This window comes from Tenacibaculum sp. M1.3A (genome assembly GCF_057732375.1).
On record NZ_JBYJEF010000001.1, the window covers coordinates 276,342 to 299,103 of the forward strand.

22 protein-coding genes are annotated in these 22,762 nt (G+C 31.4%); 8 read left to right on the forward strand and 14 right to left on the reverse strand.

Translation table 11 applies throughout. The features are described from left to right. Window position 1: 1 nt before the first annotated feature. From AC28QF_RS01315 to AC28QF_RS01375, 13 genes are all read right to left on the reverse strand, one after another. A complete protein-coding gene (locus AC28QF_RS01315; RefSeq protein ID WP_488200163.1) occupies window positions 2–1,468 on the reverse strand; it encodes an aminotransferase class V-fold PLP-dependent enzyme in 1,467 nt (488 codons plus the stop codon). A 190-nt stretch (window positions 1,469–1,658) separates the two neighbouring features. Further along, window positions 1,659–3,050: a phosphoglucosamine mutase gene (gene glmM / locus AC28QF_RS01320; RefSeq protein ID WP_488200162.1), complete on the reverse strand. Its 1,392-nt coding sequence runs from the start codon at window positions 3,048–3,050 to the stop codon at window positions 1,659–1,661. 138 nt (window positions 3,051–3,188) lie between these two features. After that, window positions 3,189–3,545 (reverse strand): hypothetical protein, encoded by a 357-nt coding sequence (locus tag AC28QF_RS01325; protein ID WP_488200161.1) that lies wholly within the window; start codon window positions 3,543–3,545, stop codon window positions 3,189–3,191. 111 nt (window positions 3,546–3,656) lie between these two features. Next, entirely contained in the window at window positions 3,657–5,432 is a 1,776-nt protein-coding gene (rpsA, locus tag AC28QF_RS01330; RefSeq protein ID WP_488200160.1) for a 30S ribosomal protein S1, read from the reverse strand. A gap of 192 nt (window positions 5,433–5,624) precedes the next feature. Beyond that, entirely contained in the window at window positions 5,625–6,572 is a 948-nt protein-coding gene (locus AC28QF_RS01335) for an alpha/beta fold hydrolase (RefSeq protein WP_488200159.1), read from the reverse strand. Window positions 6,573–6,609: 37 nt separating this feature from the next. Next, on the reverse strand, window positions 6,610–8,178 hold the full coding sequence (locus tag AC28QF_RS01340; RefSeq protein WP_488200158.1) for a GMC oxidoreductase: 1,569 nt from the start codon (window positions 8,176–8,178) through the stop codon (window positions 6,610–6,612). Window positions 8,179–8,235: 57 nt separating this feature from the next. Next, the gene (locus AC28QF_RS01345) at window positions 8,236–11,331 is read right to left on the reverse strand and encodes a WD40/YVTN/BNR-like repeat-containing protein (RefSeq protein ID WP_488200157.1); all 3,096 of its coding nucleotides are present in this window, start codon (window positions 11,329–11,331) and stop codon (window positions 8,236–8,238) included. A gap of 307 nt (window positions 11,332–11,638) precedes the next feature. After that, entirely contained in the window at window positions 11,639–12,505 is an 867-nt protein-coding gene (locus AC28QF_RS01350; RefSeq protein WP_488200156.1) for a YkgJ family cysteine cluster protein, read from the reverse strand. Between the two features lie 26 nt (window positions 12,506–12,531). Next, complete coding sequence (locus tag AC28QF_RS01355) at window positions 12,532–13,143, reverse strand: IMPACT family protein (protein WP_488200155.1); 612 nt, start codon at window positions 13,141–13,143, stop codon at window positions 12,532–12,534. Beyond that, entirely contained in the window at window positions 13,143–14,006 is an 864-nt protein-coding gene (locus AC28QF_RS01360) for an EamA family transporter (RefSeq protein ID WP_488200154.1), read from the reverse strand. The genes AC28QF_RS01355 and AC28QF_RS01360 overlap by 1 nt, the downstream gene beginning before the upstream one ends. Then, window positions 14,003–14,617, reverse strand: coding sequence for an HAD-IA family hydrolase (locus AC28QF_RS01365; protein WP_488200153.1), 615 nt, complete (start codon window positions 14,615–14,617; stop codon window positions 14,003–14,005). The genes AC28QF_RS01360 and AC28QF_RS01365 overlap by 4 nt, the downstream gene beginning before the upstream one ends. Then, window positions 14,610–15,722 carry a bifunctional diaminohydroxyphosphoribosylaminopyrimidine deaminase/5-amino-6-(5-phosphoribosylamino)uracil reductase RibD gene (ribD, locus tag AC28QF_RS01370; protein WP_488200152.1) on the reverse strand — a complete coding sequence of 371 codons (1,113 nt, stop codon included), beginning with the start codon at window positions 15,720–15,722 and terminating at the stop codon, window positions 14,610–14,612. The genes AC28QF_RS01365 and ribD overlap by 8 nt, the downstream gene beginning before the upstream one ends. 5 nt (window positions 15,723–15,727) lie before the next feature. Then, a complete protein-coding gene (locus tag AC28QF_RS01375; RefSeq protein ID WP_488200151.1) occupies window positions 15,728–16,189 on the reverse strand; it encodes an LEA type 2 family protein in 462 nt (153 codons plus the stop codon). Between the two features lie 51 nt (window positions 16,190–16,240). On the opposite strand from AC28QF_RS01375, the gene AC28QF_RS01380 reads away from it, so the two are divergent. Further along, window positions 16,241–16,741, forward strand: a complete 501-nt coding sequence (locus tag AC28QF_RS01380; RefSeq protein WP_488200150.1) for a GNAT family N-acetyltransferase — start codon at window positions 16,241–16,243, stop codon at window positions 16,739–16,741. Window positions 16,742–16,743: 2 nt separating this feature from the next. Further along, window positions 16,744–17,712, forward strand: coding sequence for a peptide chain release factor N(5)-glutamine methyltransferase (gene prmC / locus AC28QF_RS01385; RefSeq protein ID WP_488200149.1), 969 nt, complete (start codon window positions 16,744–16,746; stop codon window positions 17,710–17,712). Here the strand turns inward: prmC and pdxR are convergent. Continuing rightward, window positions 17,702–19,180, reverse strand: a complete 1,479-nt coding sequence (gene pdxR / locus AC28QF_RS01390; protein WP_488200148.1) for a MocR-like pyridoxine biosynthesis transcription factor PdxR — start codon at window positions 19,178–19,180, stop codon at window positions 17,702–17,704. The two genes, prmC and pdxR, sit on opposite strands and share 11 nt — an antisense overlap. A gap of 81 nt (window positions 19,181–19,261) precedes the next feature. Here pdxR and AC28QF_RS01395 point away from each other — a divergent pair, with 81 nt between their 5' ends. From AC28QF_RS01395 to AC28QF_RS01420, 6 genes are all read left to right on the forward strand, one after another. After that, window positions 19,262–19,780 carry a DinB family protein gene (locus tag AC28QF_RS01395; RefSeq protein ID WP_488200147.1) on the forward strand — a complete coding sequence of 173 codons (519 nt, stop codon included), beginning with the start codon at window positions 19,262–19,264 and terminating at the stop codon, window positions 19,778–19,780. Further along, entirely contained in the window at window positions 19,780–20,070 is a 291-nt protein-coding gene (locus AC28QF_RS01400) for a DUF1272 domain-containing protein (protein WP_488200146.1), read from the forward strand. Before AC28QF_RS01395 ends, AC28QF_RS01400 begins: the two co-directional genes overlap by 1 nt. 3 nt (window positions 20,071–20,073) lie before the next feature. Continuing rightward, window positions 20,074–20,589: a GNAT family N-acetyltransferase gene (locus tag AC28QF_RS01405; RefSeq protein WP_488200145.1), complete on the forward strand. Its 516-nt coding sequence runs from the start codon at window positions 20,074–20,076 to the stop codon at window positions 20,587–20,589. 2 nt (window positions 20,590–20,591) lie between these two features. After that, entirely contained in the window at window positions 20,592–21,254 is a 663-nt protein-coding gene (locus tag AC28QF_RS01410) for a pyridoxamine 5'-phosphate oxidase family protein (RefSeq protein WP_488200144.1), read from the forward strand. A 42-nt stretch (window positions 21,255–21,296) separates the two neighbouring features. Beyond that, window positions 21,297–21,764, forward strand: a complete 468-nt coding sequence (locus AC28QF_RS01415) for a CAP domain-containing protein (RefSeq protein WP_488200143.1) — start codon at window positions 21,297–21,299, stop codon at window positions 21,762–21,764. A gap of 70 nt (window positions 21,765–21,834) precedes the next feature. Then, window positions 21,835–22,746, forward strand: coding sequence for an ATP-grasp domain-containing protein (locus tag AC28QF_RS01420; protein ID WP_488200142.1), 912 nt, complete (start codon window positions 21,835–21,837; stop codon window positions 22,744–22,746). Window positions 22,747–22,762: the final 16 nt, after the last annotated feature.

Sequence of the window (22,762 nt, forward strand, 5' to 3'; positions counted from 1 at the left end):
ATTATAAAGTAAACCAATCTTTAATTAATTCTTTTTCTATAGGTTGGGTTGTAGCATGTATATAATCGTTTTTAACCATATCATACATATAATCTTTAGACCATTCTTCTATATTTTCAGTTAAGGTTTTTAAAGAATTACAAATAAATTGTATTTCTGTATCTGTAATTGTAGGATGTACAGACAAACGTACCCAACCTGGTTTATCAGTATTACAACCTTCTAATATTTGATCTTTTATTTTGTTTGATTTATCTAAATCTACATTTAATAAAAAGTGACCATAAGTTCCCGCACAAGAACATCCTCCTCTTGTTTGAATTCCGAAACGATCGTTTAATAATTTAACTACTAAATTGAAATGATACTTTTCATAATAGAAAGAAAAAATACTCAATCGATCTTTATGGTTTGGAGCTAAAATTTTTACTCCATCTAAATTTTCTAAGCAATTAAAAATAATAGGATTTATTTCATCCTCTCGTTGCTTCATTTTATCAGTACCCATCTGATTTTTTAACTGAATAGACAACGCTATTTTAATGGTTTGTAAAAAAGCAGGAGTTCCTCCATCTTCACGGGTTTCAACATCATCAAAATAATCATGCCCTCCCCAGGGATTAGTGTAACTAACAGTTCCACCACCTGGATTATCAGGAACCATGTTTTTATATAATTTTTTATTAAAAATCAATACACCAGAACTTCCCGGTCCTCCTAAAAATTTATGGGGAGAAAAGAAAACAGCATCTAAATACTCATCTTCATTTTCTGGATGCATATTTATATCAACATAAGGCGCCGAACAAGCAAAATCAACAAAACATAAACCGCCATATTTATGAATTAATGAAGCTACTTTATGATAATCTGTTTTAATACCTGTTACATTAGAACCTGCAATAATCGATGCTATTTTTATAGGCCTATCTATATACTCTTTTATAATTTCTTCAAACATTTCTAGGCATATAATACCCTCACTATTACAAGGTACAACAGCAACATCTGCAATTGTTTCTATCCAAGATGTTTGGTTAGAGTGATGCTCCATATGGCTTACAAAAACAATAGGACGTTTCTCTTCAGGTATTTCTGTGTTTTCCTTTAAGTTCTCAGAAACCTTTAGACCTAAAATTCGTTGAAATTTATTTACAACTCCCGTCATTCCTGATCCTTCAGTAATTAACACATCATCCTTTGATGCGTTTACATGGCGTTTAATTATGTTTCTTGCTTCATGATACGCTAATGTCATGGCGGCTCCTGAAGTTGATGTTTCGGTATGTGTATTTGCTACAAATGGGCCAAATTCATTTAGTAATTTTTCTTCTATAGGTCTGTATAATCTACCACTAGCAGTCCAATCAGTATATAACATTTTTTGTTCTCCATAAGGAGATGTATATGTTTGATTGATACCAACAATGTTTTTTTTAAACTTAGCAAAATAGTGTTCTAAATTCATAATCTTAATATTGTTTTTATGGTCTAAAATTAGAGTTCTACTAAGAGTTAGCCTAAACGGTTTATAATATTAACTAATTTGTAACTTTTGTTTATTTAAAATCTAAACTTACCTCCTATTAAAATAGTGTTTTCAAAGAAATAAAAACTTTAATATTATATTTTAAAGCCACACTTTTATAGGTGATTTTTTATTTTATTATTTGTTCTATTTCTGATATAAATCGCTCTGCAAGTGTATCTGCATTTTCTTGACTTGTACTTTCTGTATAAATTCTAATAATAGGTTCGGTATTCGATTTACGTAGGTGTACCCATTCGGTATCAAAATCAATTTTTACTCCATCAATTGTATTCACATCTTCGTCTTTGTATTTAGAAGCCATTGTTTCTAAAATTTTATCAACATCGATTTGAGGTGTTAATTGTATTTTATTTTTACTCATAAAGTAACTAGGATACGAATCTCTTAACTCTTTACAAGACATTTTTTTATGTGCCAAGTGCGATAAAAATAATGCAACACCAACTAATGAATCACGACCATAATGAGAAGCTGGGTAAATAATACCTCCATTACCTTCACCACCGATAACAGTATCGGTATCCTTCATCATTTGTACTACATTTACTTCTCCTACTGCAGATGCTGTATATTTTCCGCCATGTTTTTCGGTAACATCACGCAATGCTCTTGATGATGACAAGTTAGAAACCGTGTTTCCGCCTCCTAATCTTCCTAAAACATAATCTGCACAAGCTACTAGAGTATATTCTTCACCAAACATAGAACCGTCTTCAGATATCAACGCTAGACGATCAACATCAGGGTCAACAACAATACCTAAGTCAGCTTTTTTCTTAACTACTAATTTAGAAATATCTGTTAAGTTCTCTTTTAAAGGTTCTGGATTGTGAGGAAACTGCCCGTTTGGTTCACAGTATAACTCTATACATTTAACTCCCAATTCTTTTAACAAGGCAGGAATAAAAATTCCCCCTGTAGAATTAACTCCGTCAACAACAACTTTAAACTTGGCCTTTTTAATTGCTTTTACATCAACTAAATCCAATTTTAAAACTTCTTTGATATGTTTTTTTAAGTATTTTTTATTTTTCTTGTAAGTCCCTAAATCATCAACTTCAGCAAAAGTGAAATCTTCACTATCTGCTAATCGTAAGATTTCTTCTCCATCAGCACCATTTAAAAACTCTCCTTTCTCATTTAATAGCTTTAAAGCATTCCATTGCTTCGGATTATGAGAAGCGGTTAAAATAATTCCTCCTTCTGCTTTTTCTAACGGAACAGCAACTTCAACGGTTGGTGTTGTAGATAATCCTAAATCAATTACATTAATACCTAAACCGACTAAAGTATTTGCTACTAAATTACTAATCATTTTACCCGAAATACGAGCGTCTCTTCCAATAACAACTTTAATATCCTTTTCATTCGGATTTCTTTTTTGAATAAATGCTCCGTAAGCAGCAGCAAATTTAACAGCATCAACTGGAGTAAGGTTTTCACCGGTGTTTCCTCCTATTGTTCCTCTAATTCCTGATATAGATTTTATAAGTGTCATCCTTCTTTTTATTTTTAACAAATATACTAGTATTTAAGAAAACACTGACACTTCAAAAGAGGTTTAACTGTAACAAAAGTTACATAAAAAATGTTTAAAAGAAAAAAGCTTCTTAAATAATTTTAAGAAGCTTTTTATTTAATCTATCACTGTAGATGTTGTTGTAATAGTATTATTTTCATCTAGAGTTATTTTATAATTTCTACAAAATTGCATAGATACTGTTTCTACAACTTCTGTTTTATCTTCTAAAACAATAGTGTATTCAATTTCTCCAGCAGCATAACTTACAGACTCAGAAGACATACCTGGCTCTATATTATTAATATTTTCTGTATTTACTTCAGAAGTTTTAATTTGCACACTTACAGCTACAGTTCCATTATTTATAACTCTTGCTGAAGGATCTTGGTTATCACATCCTGAACAACTGTTTAAACTTATAATTAAAATCAACGTTAATAAAGCACCTATTATTCTTTTGTAAAATTTCATAATTATGATTTTTATGTTTATTCAGCAAAATAATAATAATAATACATCTGTTTTTTGTACAAAAAAAACCGCTACTTGCGTAGCGGTTTTAAAATTTATGATTTCAGGAGATTATTTTCCTTCCATTTTTCTTTTTAATTCAGCTAATCCACCAATATCTCCTAAAGTAGTTTTTTCTACGTCAGCAGCTTTTTTAGCAGCAGCTTTGATGTTTTTCTTTTCTTCTTCCTTGAAAAGAGAAGTATGAGAAACAACAATTCTACGGTATTCTTTACTAAATTCAGTAACGATGAACTGTACAGCATCACCTTTTTCTAATTTAGAACCGTCTTCTTTTTCTAAGAAACGAGTTGGAGCGAATGCTTCGATACCATCTGCAAATACTACAGTTGCACCTTTATCATTCTTCTCTTTAATAGAACCTTCGTGAGTAGATCCGATTGTGTACGTAGCTTCATGAGCATCCCAAGGGTTATCTTGAGTTTGCTTGTGACCTAAGTTTAACTTACGGTTCTCTACATCTAATTCTAATACTTGAACTTCTAATTTATCACCAACAGTTACAAAATCTGATGGGTGCTTAATTTTCTTAGTCCAAGATAAATCAGAGATATACACTAATCCGTCAATTCCCTCTTCTAATTCTACGAATACACCAAAATTAGTGTAATTACGTACAGTACCAGTATGAGTAGAGTTTACAGGGTATTTAGCTGTAATATCAGTCCATGGATCTGGGTGTAATTGCTTCATCCCTAAAGACATTTTACGATCTTCACGATCTAATGTTAAGATTTGAGCTTCTACTTCGTCACCAACTTTTACGAAATCTTGCGCAGAACGTAAGTGCGTAGACCAAGACATTTCAGAAACGTGAATTAATCCTTCAACACCTTCTTCAACTTCTACGAATGCACCATAATCAGCTAAAACAACAACTTTTCCTTTTACTTTATCTCCAACTTTTAAGTCAGTATTTAAAGCTTCCCAAGGATGAGCAGATAATTGTTTTAATCCTAATTGGATTCTAGATTTGTTATCATCAAAGTCTAAAATTACAACATTTAATTTCTGATCTAATTCAACAACCTCATTCGGGTGGTTGATACGAGACCAAGATAAATCAGTAATATGTACTAATCCGTCAACACCACCTAAATCAACAAAGACACCATAAGAAGTAATGTTTTTAACAACACCTTCTAATACTTGTCCTTTTTCTAATTGACCGATGATTTCTTTTTTCTGATCTTCTAAATCTGCTTCGATTAACGCTTTATGAGATACTACTACGTTCTTAAATTCGTGGTTGATTTTCACAACTTTGAATTCCATAGTTTTCTCTACATACTGATCGTAATCTCTAATAGGTTTCACGTCAATTTGAGAACCTGGTAAGAATGCTTCAATACCAAATACATCAACGATCATACCTCCACGAGTTCTACACTTAACAAAACCGTTAACGATTTCACCAGTTTCATGTGCATTATTAACACGTTCCCATGCTTTAATTACACGTGCTTTTTTGTGAGATAATACCAATTGACCAGAAGCATCTTCTCTTTTGTCAACTAATACTTCTACTGTATCACCAACTTTTAAACTTGGGTTGTAACGAAATTCGTTTAAAGAAATTACTCCCTCTGATTTAGAGTTGATATCGATAATTGCATCTCTATCAGTAATTCTTGTAACGGTACCTTCAATTACATCACGCTCGTTTACGAATCCTACTGTACCTTCTAAGGCTTTTTCGAATTCTTGTAATTTAGATTCATCAACTTCATCAATACCTTCTTCGTATTTATGCCAGTTAAATGTTGCTAAAAATTCTGCTGGATTTACTGTAACTGCTTCTGCAGTTGTTTTTGTTTCTTCAGACATTCTGAATAATACTTTGTATCTTTTTGTTAGCCAGATTCTTAACAACACTAACGCTAAGAGAAATTTATATAAATTTTATTTTCTCATTCCTTTTATAAATCTGTTATTGTAAAAAGGAGTGCAAATTTACGAAGTTTTATTTAAATAACCTATAAAGGTTTTGGTTTTAAGTAAGTTGACTAAGAAATATTACTACTCGTTTATAAACATCAATACAGGTGTTAAACTTTCTGTAGGACTTTCTTCCATAGGAGTATGCCCAACTTCTTTTAAGATTACTAAACTATTATTAGGTAAGTCTTTTTGAAATTGATACGCATTTTTTAAAGGAATTAAAAAATCTTCTGCTCCCCAAAGTACCAATGTTGGTTGCTTGATTGTTTTAATTTTAGCATACGAACTTGCTGGTGATTTCATATTAAAACGATCTACAAAAGCCTGACGATTCCCTTCTCTTAAGGTTAGATCAAAATAGCGCTCTACTAAAGAATCGGTTACTTTAGATGTATCATAATACACATTCTCTACACTCGATTTCACTACAAAACGAGGCGTTATATACGTAAGTAGCTTGCTAAGAACAGGTGTTTGAGCTATTTTAAAAGCAACAGGAACACTTTTATATTCGATAGGATAACCAGCAGCATCAATTAAAATTAATTTTGATACCATCGTTGGTTCTTTTACCGTAAAATTCCATGCTATTTGTCCGCCTAAAGAATTACCTGCTATAATACATTTTTCAATAGCTAACTTTTTTAAAAAACTAGCTACAAAATCGGTGTAATTGGTCATCGAATAATTACGATCAGGAAATGGACCTGTTAATCCGTATGCAGGAAGATCCATTCTTAATACTCTTTTTGTTTTCTTTAAAGTATCCGTCCAAGCATTAAAAGTGTGTAAACTTGATCCTGTACCGTGAATAAGTACAATTGGAATTGAATCATTTTTATTTCCTTCATCACGATAATGAACCTCCATTCCGTTTACAGAAATAAAAGAAGAAGCTTCGTTTGCATATTTTTCTTTCAATTTATTTAAAGGAATATCTCGATGCCCATATAAAAAGGTTATTCCAATAACACTCAATAAAACAAATGCTAAAGTGATTTTAAGAGTTTTGATAAAATATTTCATTGATTATAGAAAACTGTTAGGATATATTATTAAAAATTTATTTTTTCGGAATTTGATTCATTGCATGCTCAGCGATTGCTGTAATTGACAATGACGGATTAACTCCCGGATTTGCAGAAATCATAGATCCATCAATAATATAAAGATCTTTGTAACCAAAAACCTCATTATTTTTATTGATAACACCCTCTGAAGGATTTTCGCTCATTACCGCACCACCTAAAACATGCGCTGTTGAAGGAATTCCGGCTAATGTTTCTAAGGCAAACGATGTACTTACGCCATTTACAGCCTTACTATATTCTTCTACTAACTTTCGAGATTCTTTAATAAACGGAGTTGGTTTTTTACCTGTGCTTACAGTTGAAGTCATTGATCCAAAAATATTTCTTTTAAATCGAAGCGTACTATCTAAAGTTTGCATAAAAAGCAGCACCACCGTTTTCTTTGCCCAACTATTAGCAAAATAAATTTTAAAATATTTAATAGGCGATTTTATTAAAGACACAAATATCATAGCGATACGAGCAAAAACATTTGTGTTTGTAACATATGGTAAGTGCAAAAACTTCCAAGCGTTAGAACCTTCTGCATACCTAACAATTTCTAGGTGAGAGTTCTCATCAGTATCTAAAATACTACCAATTGCTACACCTTTTGAATAATTCTTGCCTTTTTCGAGACTAGATACACTTACTAAAGTTTCATTATTTGTTCTTATATCTTGCCCTAATCTGTCAGAAATATTAGGTAATGAATTTATTTTAAGCTTTAATAAAAGTTTAACTGTGCCCATCACTCCGCCTGAAAAAACTACACCTTTACTTTTAATTTTTCTCTTTTTGGTGAAAAATTTTGTGCTGGTTTTTATAGCAATTTCGTAACCTGTATTGCCATCGTTTAAAGTTGTAGGAATAACATCATAAACTTCGTTTTCTGCTATTATTTCTGCACCCAATTTTTGAGCTAAGTACAAGTAGTTTTTATCTAAAGTGTTTTTAGAATTATTCCTGCACCCTGTCATACAAGCTCCACAAAAATTACAACCTGTTCTTTCTGGGCCTTTACCATTAAAATATGGATCTTTTTTAGTTACATTTTCTTCACCAAAATATATAGCAACATCAGGAGCGTCAAACTTATCCTCCATTCCTAATTTTTTGGCTACTTTTTTTAGCCCGATATCTCCATCAAATAATTGTGGATTTTTTGCTGCCCCAAGCATTCGCAAAGCTTCTTTATAATAAGGTACTAATTCGGTTTCCCAGTCTTTTAAGTTACTCCAACTACCAGTTTTAAAAAAAGTTGATTTAGGAACAGGCAATGTATTTGCATACACCAAAGAACCACCGCCAACACCAGTACCCGATAGTATTGCCACATGTTTAAATATGGTTAATTTCATGATACCAAAAAAACGCAATCTTGGCATCCAAAGCCATTTTTTAAAATTCCAGTTTGTTTTAGGGAAATCTTTAGCCTTAAACCATTTTCCTTTTTCAACCACTAAAACCTTGTATCCTTTTTCTGATAATCTTAAAGCACTTACAGAACCACCAAAACCACTACCAATTATTATATAATCGTATTCTTTCTCTAAACTCACAGATCTATATTTAAAGCGTTATTATTTAAGGTTAATTAGAATTACTATGTTTATTTACTATTCTTTTTCTATAAATAAATAGTTTAACTTTTTGCTGTTAAAAGTAGCGTTAAATACTTTTATCTCATTACTTAACAACTCGTTAAAAACCTTTAATTGTACATTTATTTTTTGTTTTAACTCATTTTTTACAGCAATATCTTGTTCGGTTGGTGCGAAATCTCCCATACTTATTAAGCTGTTTAAATGCCCTAGTTTATTGGTTAATCGAATCGGGAAGTTTAACGGGTCTTGCCCGCTTCTGTTTTTTGTTTGATATAAGGCTTCCTCAATTTTTGTGAATTGCTTTTTTAAATCTCTTGCTTTTTCTATCAAATCTTTTACCAACGAATTATTTTTATATTGTTTTTGAAAAGCTGATAATTGAGCATTGATATTTCTGATTTTTTTGATAGATTTATGAGCATTATCCATCGTTATATTTACATCTTTTATAAAATCGAATTGCTTTTCCATGTCAGCTTGTGTACTTTCAGCTCTTGGATCTGCAAGAATGGTAAACGCTTGTTCTTGAGTTTTTCCATTTACATTTAAACTCACTTTATAAACTCCTGGTAAGGCTTTCGGCCCCTTTAAACTTGCCCACCATAATATCATTCCTTTTAGCTTTTCTGCGCCTTTATAAGTCATGCTCCAGATATATTGGTTCCCTCCTTTTTTAGCGACCAACACGTTTTTCTTTTTATTCGCTGTACTTACCGACTTTATAGTGTCGCCTTTTATATCTAAATAGGTTAATGAAATGGTATCTTTCTTTTTATCATAATCTTTTAAGTTAAAAAAAGTAACCACACCATTAGGCTTATTTGTTCCTAATGTTTTACTACCTTTTTTACTACCGCCACGCATTCTGTATGTATCTTTTGGCTTGAATAACATATTCTCTTTTAATTTATTATTCATTAATTGATGAATAACCGTTAAATCATCAATCATCCATAAACTTCTACCTTGCGTTGCTACTATTAAACTATTATCTTTAATGGTTAAATCAGTAATTGGTACAATAGGTAAATTTAATTGAAATGGCTTCCAATTTTTACCATCATCAAAAGAAATATACATTCCCGTTTCTGTACCTGCATACAATAACCCTTTGCGTTTAGGATCTTCGCGAACAACACGTGTAAAATGCTCTGGATTAATTCCGTTTGTAATTTTAGTCCAAGATTTCCCGTAGTCTGTTGTTTTATATAAATACGGAGTAAAATCCCCTGTCTTATATTTTGTCCCAGCTACATAACAAGTACCTTCATCAAAAGCACTTGGTTCAATGCTATTTATCATCATCCATTCTGGCATTCCTTTTGGCGTTACATTTTGCCAAGTTTCACCTCCGTTTTTTGTGATATGAATTAATCCATCATCACTACCAACCCAAAGTAAACCTTCTTTTAATGGCGATTCTTGCGCTGCAAAAATAGTACAATAATATTCTACTGATGTGTTGTCTTGAGTAATTGGTCCTCCTGATGATTTTAATTTATCAGGATCGTTTCTTGTTAAATCATCACTAATAATTTTCCATGACTGCCCTTCGTTTTCGGTTACGTGAACATGTTGCGAAAAAGTGTATAATTTATTTGGATTATGTTTTGAAAACATGATAGGAAAATTCCATTGAAAACGATATTTCATACCTTCTGCTCCATGTCCCATAGGATTATCTGGCCAAACATTAATTGCACGTACAGTTCCTGTTTTATGATTAACTCGTGTTAAAAAACCATCGTAACTTCCACCATAAACAATATCATTATCTTTAGGGTCAACAGCAATATGTGCCGATTCTCCACCTGCGGTAGATTCCCAATCATTCTCGGTTATAGCTCCTCCATCAGTTCTATGCGGAATTCTGATGGTTGAATTATCCTGCTGAGCAGCGTAAATACGATACGGAAAATGATTGTCTGTAGTAACTCTATAAAACTGCGATGTTGGTTGGTTGTGATAAGTACTCCAAGTTTTGCCACCATCATAAGTAACTTGCGCTCCACCATCATCACCTATAATCATACGATCTGGGTTTTCTGGGGCTATCCATAAATCATGATGATCTCCATGTGGTGCATTATGTGTACTAAAAGTTTTTCCACCATCCACACTTTTATGATAGCGTACATTTAAAACGTACACTTTATCAACATCTTTAGTATCAGCATAAACACGAGTATAATACCAAGCACGTTGACGGATTTTACGCTCGCTATTTACTTGTTCCCACGTTTCGCCGCCATCATTACTTTGGTACAAACCACCTTTATCTTTATTTTCTACAATAGCCCAAACACGCTGGTTATTAACTGGAGATACTGTTACACCAATAATACCTAAAGTACCTTCTGGAAATCCTTTTTTTGTTGAAATCTCCGTCCATGTTTCTCCGCTATCTGTACTTTTCCATAACGCTGAACCTTCTCCTCCAGAGTTTAAACTGTACGGAGTTCTATTAATTCGCCATGTAGATGCATATAAAATTCGTGGATTTGTAGGGTCCATTTGTAAATCTACAACTCCTGCATGTTCGTTAGAGAACAACGTCTTCTTCCATGTTTTACCGCCATCAATACTTTTATAAACACCACGTTCTTGAGTTGGTTTATATAAATTCCCCATAACTCCTGCATAAACAATGTTAGAATTTGTTGGGTGAATTGCTATTCTAGGAACATGTCTTGAATTTTTCAATCCAGCATTTGTCCAAGTTATACCTGCATCAACAGTTTTCCAAATACCATAACCAGAGGAAACATTACCTCTTACTGTTTTTTCACCACCACCAACATACATAACATTAGGATCGGATTTTGATACCGAAATCGCTCCGATACTTCCTCCAAAAAAACCATCCGAAATGTTCTCCCATTGTCTACCACCGTTTGTTGTTTTCCAGATTCCACCACCAGTTGATCCAAAATAATATAGATTTGGTTTGTTTGGCACACCTGTTACCGCAGCACTTCTTCCGCCTCTAAAAGGGCCTAAAAGTCTGTATTTTAAAACATCATAATCAGATTCAGTAAAGGTTTGTGCATCGGTTTGTACTGTAAACCCAAAAGAAAGGACACATAGTAAGGTAAGTAAAAAGCGCATGAAATTATAATATTTGGTTTTGCTTTAAAAGTAAGCATTAAAAATTAAGTGTAATAATTATAGCTTAATTTTCATAAATCGTTATGCGATAAACTTGATAGTATCCGTTGTGTATTTTGAATTTAAAATAATATTCTTAATGTCTGTTCGAGTGATTTTTGATAAAAATCGTATCGAGAACTAATTTGGAAGCTAAAATTTTTACTCTCGATACAAATTTTACTCATTTTAATCGTAAAATTCACTCGAATTGACAGAATTTTATCAAAATGCACAACGGGTTGATAGTTATTTTAATAATGAAAAGCTATTCTTTAGCACCGTGACTTTTAGCAATTTCTATCCAATGTTCCGAAATTCCTTTTGTGTCCGCTCCTAAACCTCTCGATAAATGCAGTGCTACAGCAATTATTAAAACAGATGCTTTATGAAGTTCTTCTAATGTTTGTATTGCTCCGAATTCTTCTTGTGCTTTTTGGAGTAATAAATCGTTATGTTTTTGTGCAAAAATAGTAGGATCTTCCGCATCAATAGTTATATCAGGTATCATCAAACAATCTAACCATTCTTGTCCGATTCTTTTGGCTGACAACTCATGTGATTCACTTCCTGTTACTCTCCATAAAGCTAATGTTTTAGTATCGTCAGAAGCGGCTAAACCCGAATCTAACAATAGTTCGAAACCGATATCCGCAATATTTTGCATGATGATTAAATATTCATCTAAAGCCTTTTCAAATAAATCAGCTTTTTGCCCTTTAAGATATTCACCGACACTCAATTTTGGTAAATCTAAAACTTCAGCACAGTCGTTTAGACAAGGAAATTGCTTTCCTTCATAAATATATACTGCTTTATCAAATTGCACCTGGCGTCCTAGAGGATACAAACGACAAGCTAACGGGCGACCTTCGTGAACGCTACATCCAGCATCATCTAAATATAAACTACAGGCATGTTGCCCTTTTTTATCCTGTTTACCATTAAAAAGCAATTGAATTCCGCCAAACTTAGTATACAAATCTCTAAACTCTTTGGGAGTTGTTTTCTTTTCTTTACTAAAACGAAATAATTCCCAAGGATTAAGCATTACATCTTTACCAAAACAACAAGTTCCCGATCGAGAACATGTAAGAGGTAAAACACTATTAGTAGTAAGTTTGGTTATTTGCATTTTAAATTATGGTGATTTATATGTAACTACAATTCTTTAATTGTAACCTTAAAAAGGTTATCAAAAATATCGAATATCATTTGTGCCTCTTTTTTACGTACAGAAATAGTGTATTGGCAATCCATTTCTAATTTCTGAGCAATAATATTTAGGTTTCGTTCTTTTACAACGCGTTGCACCTTATTCATCATACCGTAATCAAAAGTTAATTGATACTGAATATCTATGGTTTTCTCTTTGATATCAGAAATTTCTAAAGCCAATTGAGCCGAAGTTCTATAAGCATTTATCAAACCTCCTACTCCTAGTTTTGTGCCACCAAAATAACGAACAGAAACAATTAAAATATTGGTAACATCAAAAGCTTGTATTTGTCCGTAAATAGGTATTCCTGCAGAATTACTAGGTTCACCATCATCATTGGCTCTAAAACGAATTGTTTCTGTGCCGAATTGCCAAGCATAACAAAAATGGCGTGCCGAATGGTGTTTCTTTTTTAAAGTTTCTATAGCTTCTTTAACATCGTCTTCTGTAAAAACAGGAAAAGCATAGCCAAAAAACTTACTGTTTCTATCTTTAAATAATGTTTCTTCAGAAGCAACATCAATCGTTTTGTAAATGTCTTTAATTTCGCTCATTATGCCGAAGCTACTAATAAAATACTAATTACAGCCAATCCTATTCCTATCCAGTTTTTTTTGATTAACTTTTCTTTAAAGAAAACCAATGCAAAAATGGTCGTTAAAATAACAACAGATACATTATTTATAGTAAATAAAGTTGAACTTTCTAACCCTTCGGTTTGTAATGCTTTTAATAAAAACTCCATCGAATAATAGTTTGGAATTCCTAAAGCTATTCCCCCTAAAATATTTTTAAATTGAAACTTAAAATCACCTTTTATTAGTTGTGTAATTATAAAGATACAACCCAATATAAAGGCACAACCAAAAATAGTTGCTAAAAACATAGGTACTGCTCCGTCTGACACATAAGTAGTTTCTGTATATTTTAAACCTGCATCAATACAACCAGAACCTACAAATAATAACAACGGATATACTAAATTTTTAAATTTCACAGGTGAAATATCACTTTTAGCAGAAGATAAATAAACAGCGACTAACGCCATTAAAATTCCGATAACTTTTACAATACCAACACTTTCATTATAAATAAATACACCAGCAATAATAGGTATAACTACGGACATTTTACCTGCTACCGAAGCAACTGATAATCCGTTTTTTTGTGCAGTTATTCCCATCACATTAAATATTGTAATAAACAAAAAACCTAAACAAAAAGCCCCAAAAAACCAAGGTTGTTCAGGTATTTGTGCAATTGGTAAGGCAACACTTGAGGTAAACAAACCAAAAGACAATGCGATAACATAATTTACAACAATGGCCTGTGAGGTGTTTATTTTAAAAACATCAAACAATTTAAAAATTACAAATATTAAACTAGAAACTAAAACACTTAAAACTAAATAAATCACACCAAAAATTCTTTTCTTTTTAATAAATCAACTACATCTTCTTTTCCTGGAATTAAATTCCAAACTTGCATTCCTAACTCTTTGGCTGCTTCCGTATTTTCTTTTAAGTCATCTACAAAAATAGTTTCTGAAGCTTTTAAATTATTTTCACTCAATACAAATTCGTAAATATTTGCATTTGGTTTTCTAAAATTTATTTCATGTGATAAATAAAACTGCTCAAAACAGTTTTTAAACTCATTGTATAATTCAGTTCCCCAATTATTCTGAATCCAAGAAATATGTAAGTCGTTTGTATTACTTAATAAGAATAATCTGTATTTATTTGATGCTACTAACTCTTTTAAAAACGCTAATCTGCGTTTTGGGAAATCTAATAAAATAGCATTCCAAGCATTTACCAAATTTTCACGACTTAACTGCGGAAACTTGGTTTTATAAAAGTTTACAAACTCATCGGTAGAAATTAAACCCATTTCATATTGATGATAAGTTACAATCATATCTTCAGAAATATTGGTTACGCCCAGTTTTGCTAATTCTTTATAAGTTGCTTCTTTATCTAAATTGATGAAGATATCACCAAAATCGAAAACAATATTTTTAATCATTTATATATGTCTTTAATACATCGCCTTCGATGTTTTCCTCTTTTTTTAACTTTCCTTTTATAATTGGAGCTACTACTCCACTTTTAAACGTTGTTTTTCCAGTAAAAATTCTTGCCTCATCCCAAAGATTAGCATTTATAAAAGTTTGCAGCGTTTGTGTACCTCCTTCAATAATTACAGATTGAATATTATACTTTTGTAAAACATCACATATTTGTTCCGCTACGCGGGATGAAAAATCTAATTGCTCGTAAGAGATTGTTTCAACTTGTTCGCAATGAAGAATACATTGTTTATCCGTTAAAACAATCGTTTTTACTTTCTTATCGAATACCGTTGCGTTTTCAGAGATTCGTAAGGTTTTATCTATTACAATTCTAATCGGATTATTTCCCGACCAACTGCGCACTGTTAATGACGGATTATCTGCAATTACAGTATTTGTACCAACTAAAATAGCATGTTCTTCACTTCGCCATTTATGAACTAACTGTTTTGAGTATTCGTTAGAAATCCAAACTGGTTTAGCGTCGTTGCGAAGCACGTTTTTTTGCTGAGGCAATCTTTTTATATCTTTTGATGTTATTTCGCTTTGCTCATAATCACGAAACGGTGCTACAAAAGCATCCGAAGTTTCGGCCCATTTTAAAATAATATAAGGTCGTTTTTTATTCTGAAAAGTGAAAAATCGTTTATGATGTTGCTTGCATTCTGCTTCTAAAACACCCATAATTACATTGATTCCTGCATTTTCCAAACGCTCAATTCCTTTACCTGCAACCAAACTATTCGTATCAACACAGCCAATTACAACGTTAGGTATTTTATGTTTTATGATTAAATCGGCACAAGGCGGTGTTTTACCAAAATGCGCGCACGGCTCTAAGGTTACGTAAATAGTTGCTTCTTTTAATAAATGTTTATTTACAACTGAGTTTATCGCGTTTACTTCTGCGTGATTACCACCATAATTGCTTGTATATCCTTCTCCTATAATTTTATCATTACAAACAATAACAGCTCCAACTGACGGATTTGGACGCGCAGTACCAATACCATTTTTAGCTAATTGTAAACAACGTTGTATGTAATTTTCGTGCTTCAAAAAAACTAGAATTTTATTTTAATATCTTCTATTTTGTCAATCGGATACACATCTGAAAAACCAAATATGGTATAACGTAACTCCCCTTTAAATTGCACTTCTACACTTTTATTTAAAATTGAATTAATCAAACCTCCTAAAACTCCGTTTTTAGTATCTCCAAATATCTTTTTAGCAGGAATTACCACTTGTAACGGAATATTAAATTCGTTACGAGCAGGAACATCAAACTCATTAGAAGAAACCTGAGCTACTTCTTCGCCATTTATGATTACTTTAATTTCATCTGTTGCTATTTTTCCACCAATATCATTGGGGTTTTTGAAGAAAGCTTTCGCTTGTAATCGAATTGTATCTGAAGAAATAGATAAAATTTTAATATTATCTATTTTTATAAATATTGGTTTCTCTTTTATAGAACAACTCATAATAAATAAAACAACTATAAAAAACCCCAATTTCTTCATCTCGATTCTTATTTTTTTAGGTAATTTGCAAAGCAAAAATAAGGTATTCCTATGACTCCTTCTGATTTTATTATCCGAGAAATTAAACCTAGTGACAATCAACAAATAGCGAGCGTTATTAGAACTGTTTTAACTGAATTTGGCGCACCTAAAGTTGGTACTGCTTATGAAGATAAAGCAACTGATGAGATGTTTGAAACGTATCAAAAAGAAAAAACAGCCTATTTTGTAATAGAACATCAACATAAAATAGTTGGTGGTGTTGGTTTTGCGGGTTTGCCTAATTTTGAAGAGACTATTTGTGAGCTACAAAAAATGTATCTTTTACCAATAGCAAGAGGAAAAGGTTTAGGAAGCAAGCTAATTAATTATTGTTTATCTAAAGCAAAAGACCAGAAATACAAGCAATGTTATTTAGAAACCATGCCTTATATGGATGCTGCAAGAGCTTTGTATGCCAAAAACGGATTTGTTAATTTAGATGCACCCATGGGAAATACAGGTCATTTTTCTTGTAATGTTTGGATGTTAAAAGATTTAATAGAGGCTTAAAAATGATTTTAAAAGAATTCAAAACATATTTTTCAGAAGAATTATCAGCGATATATCCGGAAACAGAAATAACTTCTTTTTTCTTTTTGTTGATTGAAGAAAAATTGGGATTTCAACGAATTGATTCCGTTTTAAAAGCAGATTTTGATATTCCTTCGGATGTTTTAGTGTTTTTTAATAAAGCTATAAAAAGATTACAAAAAGAGGAACCTATTCAGTATATACTAGGAAATACCGAGTTTTACGGATTGCCTTTTTTAGTGAATAAAAACACGTTAATTCCAAGACCAGAAACCGAAGAATTGGTAGAGTGGGTTATTAGTGAAGTTACAAAGTTGGAAAGTAAAAATATTCCAAAATCTTTGGGTGTCACTTCGAGCGCAGTCGAGATTTTTTTAACCTTGTTAGATATCGGAACCGGAACTGGTTGTATTCCTATTTCTTTAAAAAAGCAGTTACCAAATGCAACAATTTCAGCTATTGATGTATCTAAAGAAGCTTTAATTACGGCCAAAGAAAATGCGAAACTAAATTCGGTTGAAATTGATTTTTTTGAAGTTGATATTTTAAAGACTGAAAACTTAAACGTTATTGCGAATAAAATGAAGCTATCTTTTACTAAGAATGAGATTACTTCGTCGCACACTTCTCAGAATGATATGAAATTAGATATTATTGTTTCCAATCCGCCTTATGTTCGTGAATTAGAAAAAGTAGAGATTAAAAATAATGTTTTAGAAAACGAACCACATTTAGCTTTATTTGTTGATGATAACAACCCGTTAATATTCTATGATAAAATAGCCGATTTAGCAAAACTTCATTTATCAGAAAACGGACTATTATTTTTTGAAATCAATCAGTATTTAGGAAAAGAAACCGTAAAAATGTTAGAAGATAAAGGTTTTAAAAACATTGAACTAAAAAAAGATTTTTCTGGTAACAACCGAATGATAAAAGCTAGTTTTTAAGCGCTAACATTGTTGTTTTTAATTTAGCAATTAATTCGTAAATCTCTTCTTCTTTATAACTTGCAAAACCAATTCTAATCGCATTGTGGTTTGTATTTACAGCTTCATAGCGAGAATAATCACCAATTTCTAATTGACTTTTTAAAGCCTCTTTTGCAACTTGTTTCCACGAATATTTTTTATTTAAAACCGTCCAAACAGCCATACCTCCTTTTGGTTTATCAAATTTAAAAAAGCCACCTAATTCTTTATTCAACAAGTAACAAAACAAGTCTCTTCGTTGCTTATAAACCTTCATTACTTTTCTAATATGCCTATCTAAATCTCCCGATTTTATAAAATCTGCAAATGTTAATTCTAACAGTTCATCTCCTTGCCTATCTACTATTTTTCTGCGATTTGCCGCTTCATTTACAAACCCCTTAGATGCTATTAAATACCCAACTCTAAAAACAGGTGCCACCGTTTTACAAATAGAACCAATATAAATTACATTTTTATTTACATCATGACTCTTTAAAGGTAAAATTGGCGCATGATTATAATTAAAATCATAATCGTAATCATCTTCAATAATGGCAAAATTATATTGTTTAGAAAGGTTTAATAAATGAATTCGTCTTTCGGCAGATAAGGTTACCGTTGTTGGATGATGATGATGAGAAGTTACATATACCCCTTTAATTTGTTGTTTTTTACAAATAGTTTCAACCTCGTCAGTCACAATTCCGTTTTCATCCACTAAAACAGTTTTTAACATTGCTTTTTGACTTGAAAAAGTAGCATTTGCCGAAGCATAATTTGTTTCACCAACTACAATAATGTCAAGCTCTTTTAATAATAATTGAGAGGATAACCAAATTCCCATTTGACTTCCGCGAGTTATTAAAACATTTTCTTTGGTTATTTGTAATCCTCTTGTTTCATTTAAATAAGTAACTAAAACTTCTCTTAATTTATCACTTCCATAAACTGAGTTATACCCCAAATGTTTGTGTACATTTTTTTTAGCCGCAATTCTTCTGTAAGTTCTTACAATTTCATCCATTGGTGTTAATCGACCGTCAGAAACACCATCATTAAAATACATAATGGCATCGTTTTGTGTTTTCGATTCAATTTGGGGCACATTATTTTTATAGAAAGAAAAACCAGTTTGTGCATCTTCAGTATTAAAACCTAATTTATGAAACGTTGTTTGCTGTAATAAAGGTAAATTGCTATGTACAAAAGTTCCTTTTTTAGCAATACTTTCTACCCAACCCTGTAACATTAACTCATCATAACAAGCAACAACCGTTTTTCTATGCACGTTTAACAACTCCGCTAAACTTCTACTTCCTGGAAGTTTGCTTTTAGGTTTTAATTTTTGTTCTTTTATCAATTGAATAAACTGATTAGATAATTGCAAGTACAAAGATTGTGAACCTTTTCTATCTAGCTTAAGACTGGTTTTATATGGAAACATCTGGACTACTGATTATATCTTTTCTGGATGATTATAACAATCCATAAATATATTATTTTTGAACAATAAAACATTAAAAAAATGACAAAACAAAACGTACAATCGAACGAGCATGACCAATATTATAAAAGATATTTAGATAAAGTATCAGATTCGGTAGATTTAAAGATAGGTTTTGAAGAGGATAAGAAAATGGTTATCGATTTTTTTTCGTCTGTTCCTAAAGATAAATTAGAATACCGTTATCAACCTGAAAAATGGACAATCAAGGAACTATTGCAACATATTATTGATACCGAACGTATTTTTATGTATCGCTTTTTACGAATTGCAAGAAAAGATACTACAGCTATGGCTGGTTTCGATCAAGATATTTATATAAATCCATCAGGAGCAAACGATAAATCTATGGGCGAGTTATTAGAAGAGTTTATAGTTTCACGTAGGTATTCAATGAATTTAATTAATAGTATTTCTGATGATAATTTAATCAATTTAGGAACCGCTAGTAACTCGCCAGTTTCTGCAAGAGCATGTGCTTTTATTTTATTAGGACACAGCATTTGGCATATTGACATAATTAAAGAACGTTACTTGTAATGTTAGAAATAAGACCAAATTGTGAGCACTGTAATAAAGATTTACCTAGCAATTCTACTGAAGCTATGATTTGCTCTTTCGAATGTACTTATTGTAAAACATGTGCTTTAGAAATTTTTAAAAATGTATGCCCCAGTTGTGCTGGTAATTTTGTGGAGCGTCCTATAAGAACATCAGAAATGATAGTAAAATATCCTGCGTCAACAAAAAGAATATATGCTCCGAAAAATTTAAAGAAAGCGAAATTTAATGCTGATAAATTTAGAGAAATAGCACCTAAAAATAGATAATTGATGATTACGTTTAAAACAGCAATAACTTCAGATACTGAAGTCATAGCCTTATTGGGCAGAATTACATATACAGAGTCTCATGGTCATTTTATTGATGATGAAAATGATTTATTAGCTTATTGCGATAATGCTTTTTCTATCAAAAAAATAACAGAAGAATTAGAGAGTAAAAACAATCTGTTTCATATTGTTTATGTTGATGATTTACCTGTTGGTTTTTCTAAAGTTGTATTAAACCAACGGTTTGAAAATAAAACTGAAAAGAACAGCTCTAGGCTAGAGAAAATTTACATTTTAAATCAGTTTTTACCAATGAAAATTGGGCAACCCTTTTTAGATTTTATTATTGATAAGGTCAAAGAAAAAAAGGCCACTACAATATGGCTTTCTGTATATATTAAAAATGAAAGAGGTATTCGTTTTTACAATAGAAATCAGTTTAATAAAATTGGAGAGTTAACCTTTAATGTAAACGGAAAAGAATACGATAATTACGTTTTATCAAAAAATATATAATTATGGCAACATACGAACAATCAAAATTAAATAGAGTAAAGCGGGGAGCAAACAGAGCAACCTATGATGTAGGAAAGATTAACACGATTTTAGATGCAGGTTTTTTATGTTATGTTGGCTACATTTATGAAGGTAATCCTATTACAATTCCGATGGCATACACCAGAAGAGATGATAAGATTTATATTCATGGTTCAACAGCAAACAGAATGTTATTATCGATTTTAGAAACCGGTAAAACTTCGATAACAGTTATGCATCTAGACGGGTTAGTTTTAGCGCGTTCTGGCTTACATCATTCTGTAAATTATCGTTCTGTGACACTTTTTGGAAGCTTAAATAAAGTTGAAAAAGATGTTGAAAAAACGGAGATTTTAAAGTGGATTGTAGATCAAATGGTACCAAACCAATGGGATTCAATAAGACCAATGCATCAAAAAGAATTAGATAGAACTTTAGTGTTAGAGTTTACTATTAAAACCGCTTCTGCAAAAGTTAGAGATACTGGTGTAGTTGATGAACCTGAAGATTACGACTTACCTATTTGGGCAGGTATTGTACCTATAAAACAAGTTGCTGAATTTCCTATTTCTGACGATAAATTAAAAACAGGCGTTGAAATTCCTAAACATGTGTTAGATTATTATCAACAAAATAAACAGTAAGTTTGCTCTTTATTTTTTCTAAAACCCTACCCCCCAAAAAATATGTATTCAAAAAAATACTTTTTAATTTTGTTTTCTTCCCTAATATTTATTTCATGTAGTGAAAGTTCTATGAGCGATATTGATACTACCGAAAACAATACAATTACTCAAGAAGTTCATAAATTAATTAATGAACACAGAAGTAGCATTGGTAAAAACACCCTTACTTTTAATGAGCAAATAGCAGGAATAGCCTTAGAACATACACAATATATGATTGCTAAAAACAAAATAAGTCATGATAACTTCGATGCCAGATTTATTGAAGTAAGAAAACTTGTGAATGCTGTTAGTTTTGGAGAAAATGTTGCTTCGCGTCAAAGAAATGCCCAAGAAGTTGTTACTGGTTGGTTAAATAGCCCTGGTCATAGAGAAAATATTGAAGGAGATTACACACACACTGGTATCGGAATTAAAAAAGATGCAAAAAATAATTACTATTTCACACAATTATTTTACACTAAATAAGATACACTTTACCACGTTTTTTATAATGTTAATACTAAAATAACATCATAAATTATTGTAAATTTCCTACATGAAAATTTATGATGTTATAATTCTTACAGAAAGTAGGTATTTAAATCCTACAAAAGGCGACACATACAGTAAAAATGTCTTAAAAGAAGATAATTACGTAAAAGTTGCTTTAGAAAAATTAGGCTTAAAAGTTGGTCGTCTTTCTTGGGATGATACTACTTTTAATTGGACTACAACTAAATACATTTTATTTAGAACTACCTGGGATTATTTTGATAGATATGATGAATTTTCAAAATGGTTAAACAATGTTTCTAAACAAACTATTTTACTAAATTCAGAAGCTATAATTCGTTGGAATATTGATAAACACTATTTACAAGATTTACAAAAAAAAGAAGTCCATATTTGCGAATCTTACTTTATAGAAACTTCCGAAAAAAGGAATTTACAAGAATTAGCTACAAAACATCAACTTAATGAGTTTGTACTAAAACCTTGTGTTTCGGGAGGAGGCAGACACACTTATCGAATAAATACCCAAAACATTTCTGAACATGATGCTATTTTTAAAAAACTAATAGTAAAAGAAGCGTTAATATTGCAGCCTTTTCAGCATAACATCGTTAAAAAAGGTGAAATTTCATTAATTCTCATAAACGGAAAATTTACACATGCTGTTTTAAAAATAGTTAAAAAAGGAGATTTTAGAGTTCAGGATGATTTTGGAGGATCAGTTTACGACTATACTCCTACTCAACTTGAAATTAACTTTGCAGAAAAAGCCATAAAAGCATGCGATGAGCTGCCTATTTACGCCAGAGTTGATGTTTTTACAGATAACAACAATAATTTAGCACTTGCAGAATTAGAGTTGATAGAGCCCGAATTATGGTTTAGAAATAATACAAAAGCTGCCGATGAATTAGCGAAAGGAGTTTTACAATTAATAAACAAAAAAACAATATAGCTATATTAGTAAAAAT

Coding starts and splice junctions, on each gene's coding strand:
- AC28QF_RS01315 (WP_488200163.1), bottom strand. CDS start 1,468: ATGAATTTAGAACACTATTTTGCTAAGTTTAAAAAAAACATTGTTGGT.
- glmM (WP_488200162.1), bottom strand. CDS start 3,050: ATGACACTTATAAAATCTATATCAGGAATTAGAGGAACAATAGGAGGA.
- AC28QF_RS01325 (WP_488200161.1), bottom strand. CDS start 3,545: ATGAAATTTTACAAAAGAATAATAGGTGCTTTATTAACGTTGATTTTA.
- rpsA (WP_488200160.1), bottom strand. CDS start 5,432: ATGTCTGAAGAAACAAAAACAACTGCAGAAGCAGTTACAGTAAATCCA.
- AC28QF_RS01335 (WP_488200159.1), bottom strand. CDS start 6,572: ATGAAATATTTTATCAAAACTCTTAAAATCACTTTAGCATTTGTTTTA.
- AC28QF_RS01345 (WP_488200157.1), bottom strand. CDS start 11,331: ATGCGCTTTTTACTTACCTTACTATGTGTCCTTTCTTTTGGGTTTACA.
- AC28QF_RS01350 (WP_488200156.1), bottom strand. CDS start 12,505: ATGCAAATAACCAAACTTACTACTAATAGTGTTTTACCTCTTACATGT.
- AC28QF_RS01355 (WP_488200155.1), bottom strand. CDS start 13,143: ATGAGCGAAATTAAAGACATTTACAAAACGATTGATGTTGCTTCTGAA.
- AC28QF_RS01365 (WP_488200153.1), bottom strand. CDS start 14,617: ATGATTAAAAATATTGTTTTCGATTTTGGTGATATCTTCATCAATTTA.
- AC28QF_RS01375 (WP_488200151.1), bottom strand. CDS start 16,189: ATGAAGAAATTGGGGTTTTTTATAGTTGTTTTATTTATTATGAGTTGT.
- AC28QF_RS01380 (WP_488200150.1), top strand. CDS start 16,241: ATGACTCCTTCTGATTTTATTATCCGAGAAATTAAACCTAGTGACAAT.
- prmC (WP_488200149.1), top strand. CDS start 16,744: ATGATTTTAAAAGAATTCAAAACATATTTTTCAGAAGAATTATCAGCG.
- pdxR (WP_488200148.1), bottom strand. CDS start 19,180: ATGTTTCCATATAAAACCAGTCTTAAGCTAGATAGAAAAGGTTCACAA.
- AC28QF_RS01395 (WP_488200147.1), top strand. CDS start 19,262: ATGACAAAACAAAACGTACAATCGAACGAGCATGACCAATATTATAAA.
- AC28QF_RS01400 (WP_488200146.1), top strand. CDS start 19,780: ATGTTAGAAATAAGACCAAATTGTGAGCACTGTAATAAAGATTTACCT.
- AC28QF_RS01405 (WP_488200145.1), top strand. CDS start 20,074: ATGATTACGTTTAAAACAGCAATAACTTCAGATACTGAAGTCATAGCC.
- AC28QF_RS01410 (WP_488200144.1), top strand. CDS start 20,592: ATGGCAACATACGAACAATCAAAATTAAATAGAGTAAAGCGGGGAGCA.
- AC28QF_RS01415 (WP_488200143.1), top strand. CDS start 21,297: ATGTATTCAAAAAAATACTTTTTAATTTTGTTTTCTTCCCTAATATTT.
- AC28QF_RS01420 (WP_488200142.1), top strand. CDS start 21,835: ATGAAAATTTATGATGTTATAATTCTTACAGAAAGTAGGTATTTAAAT.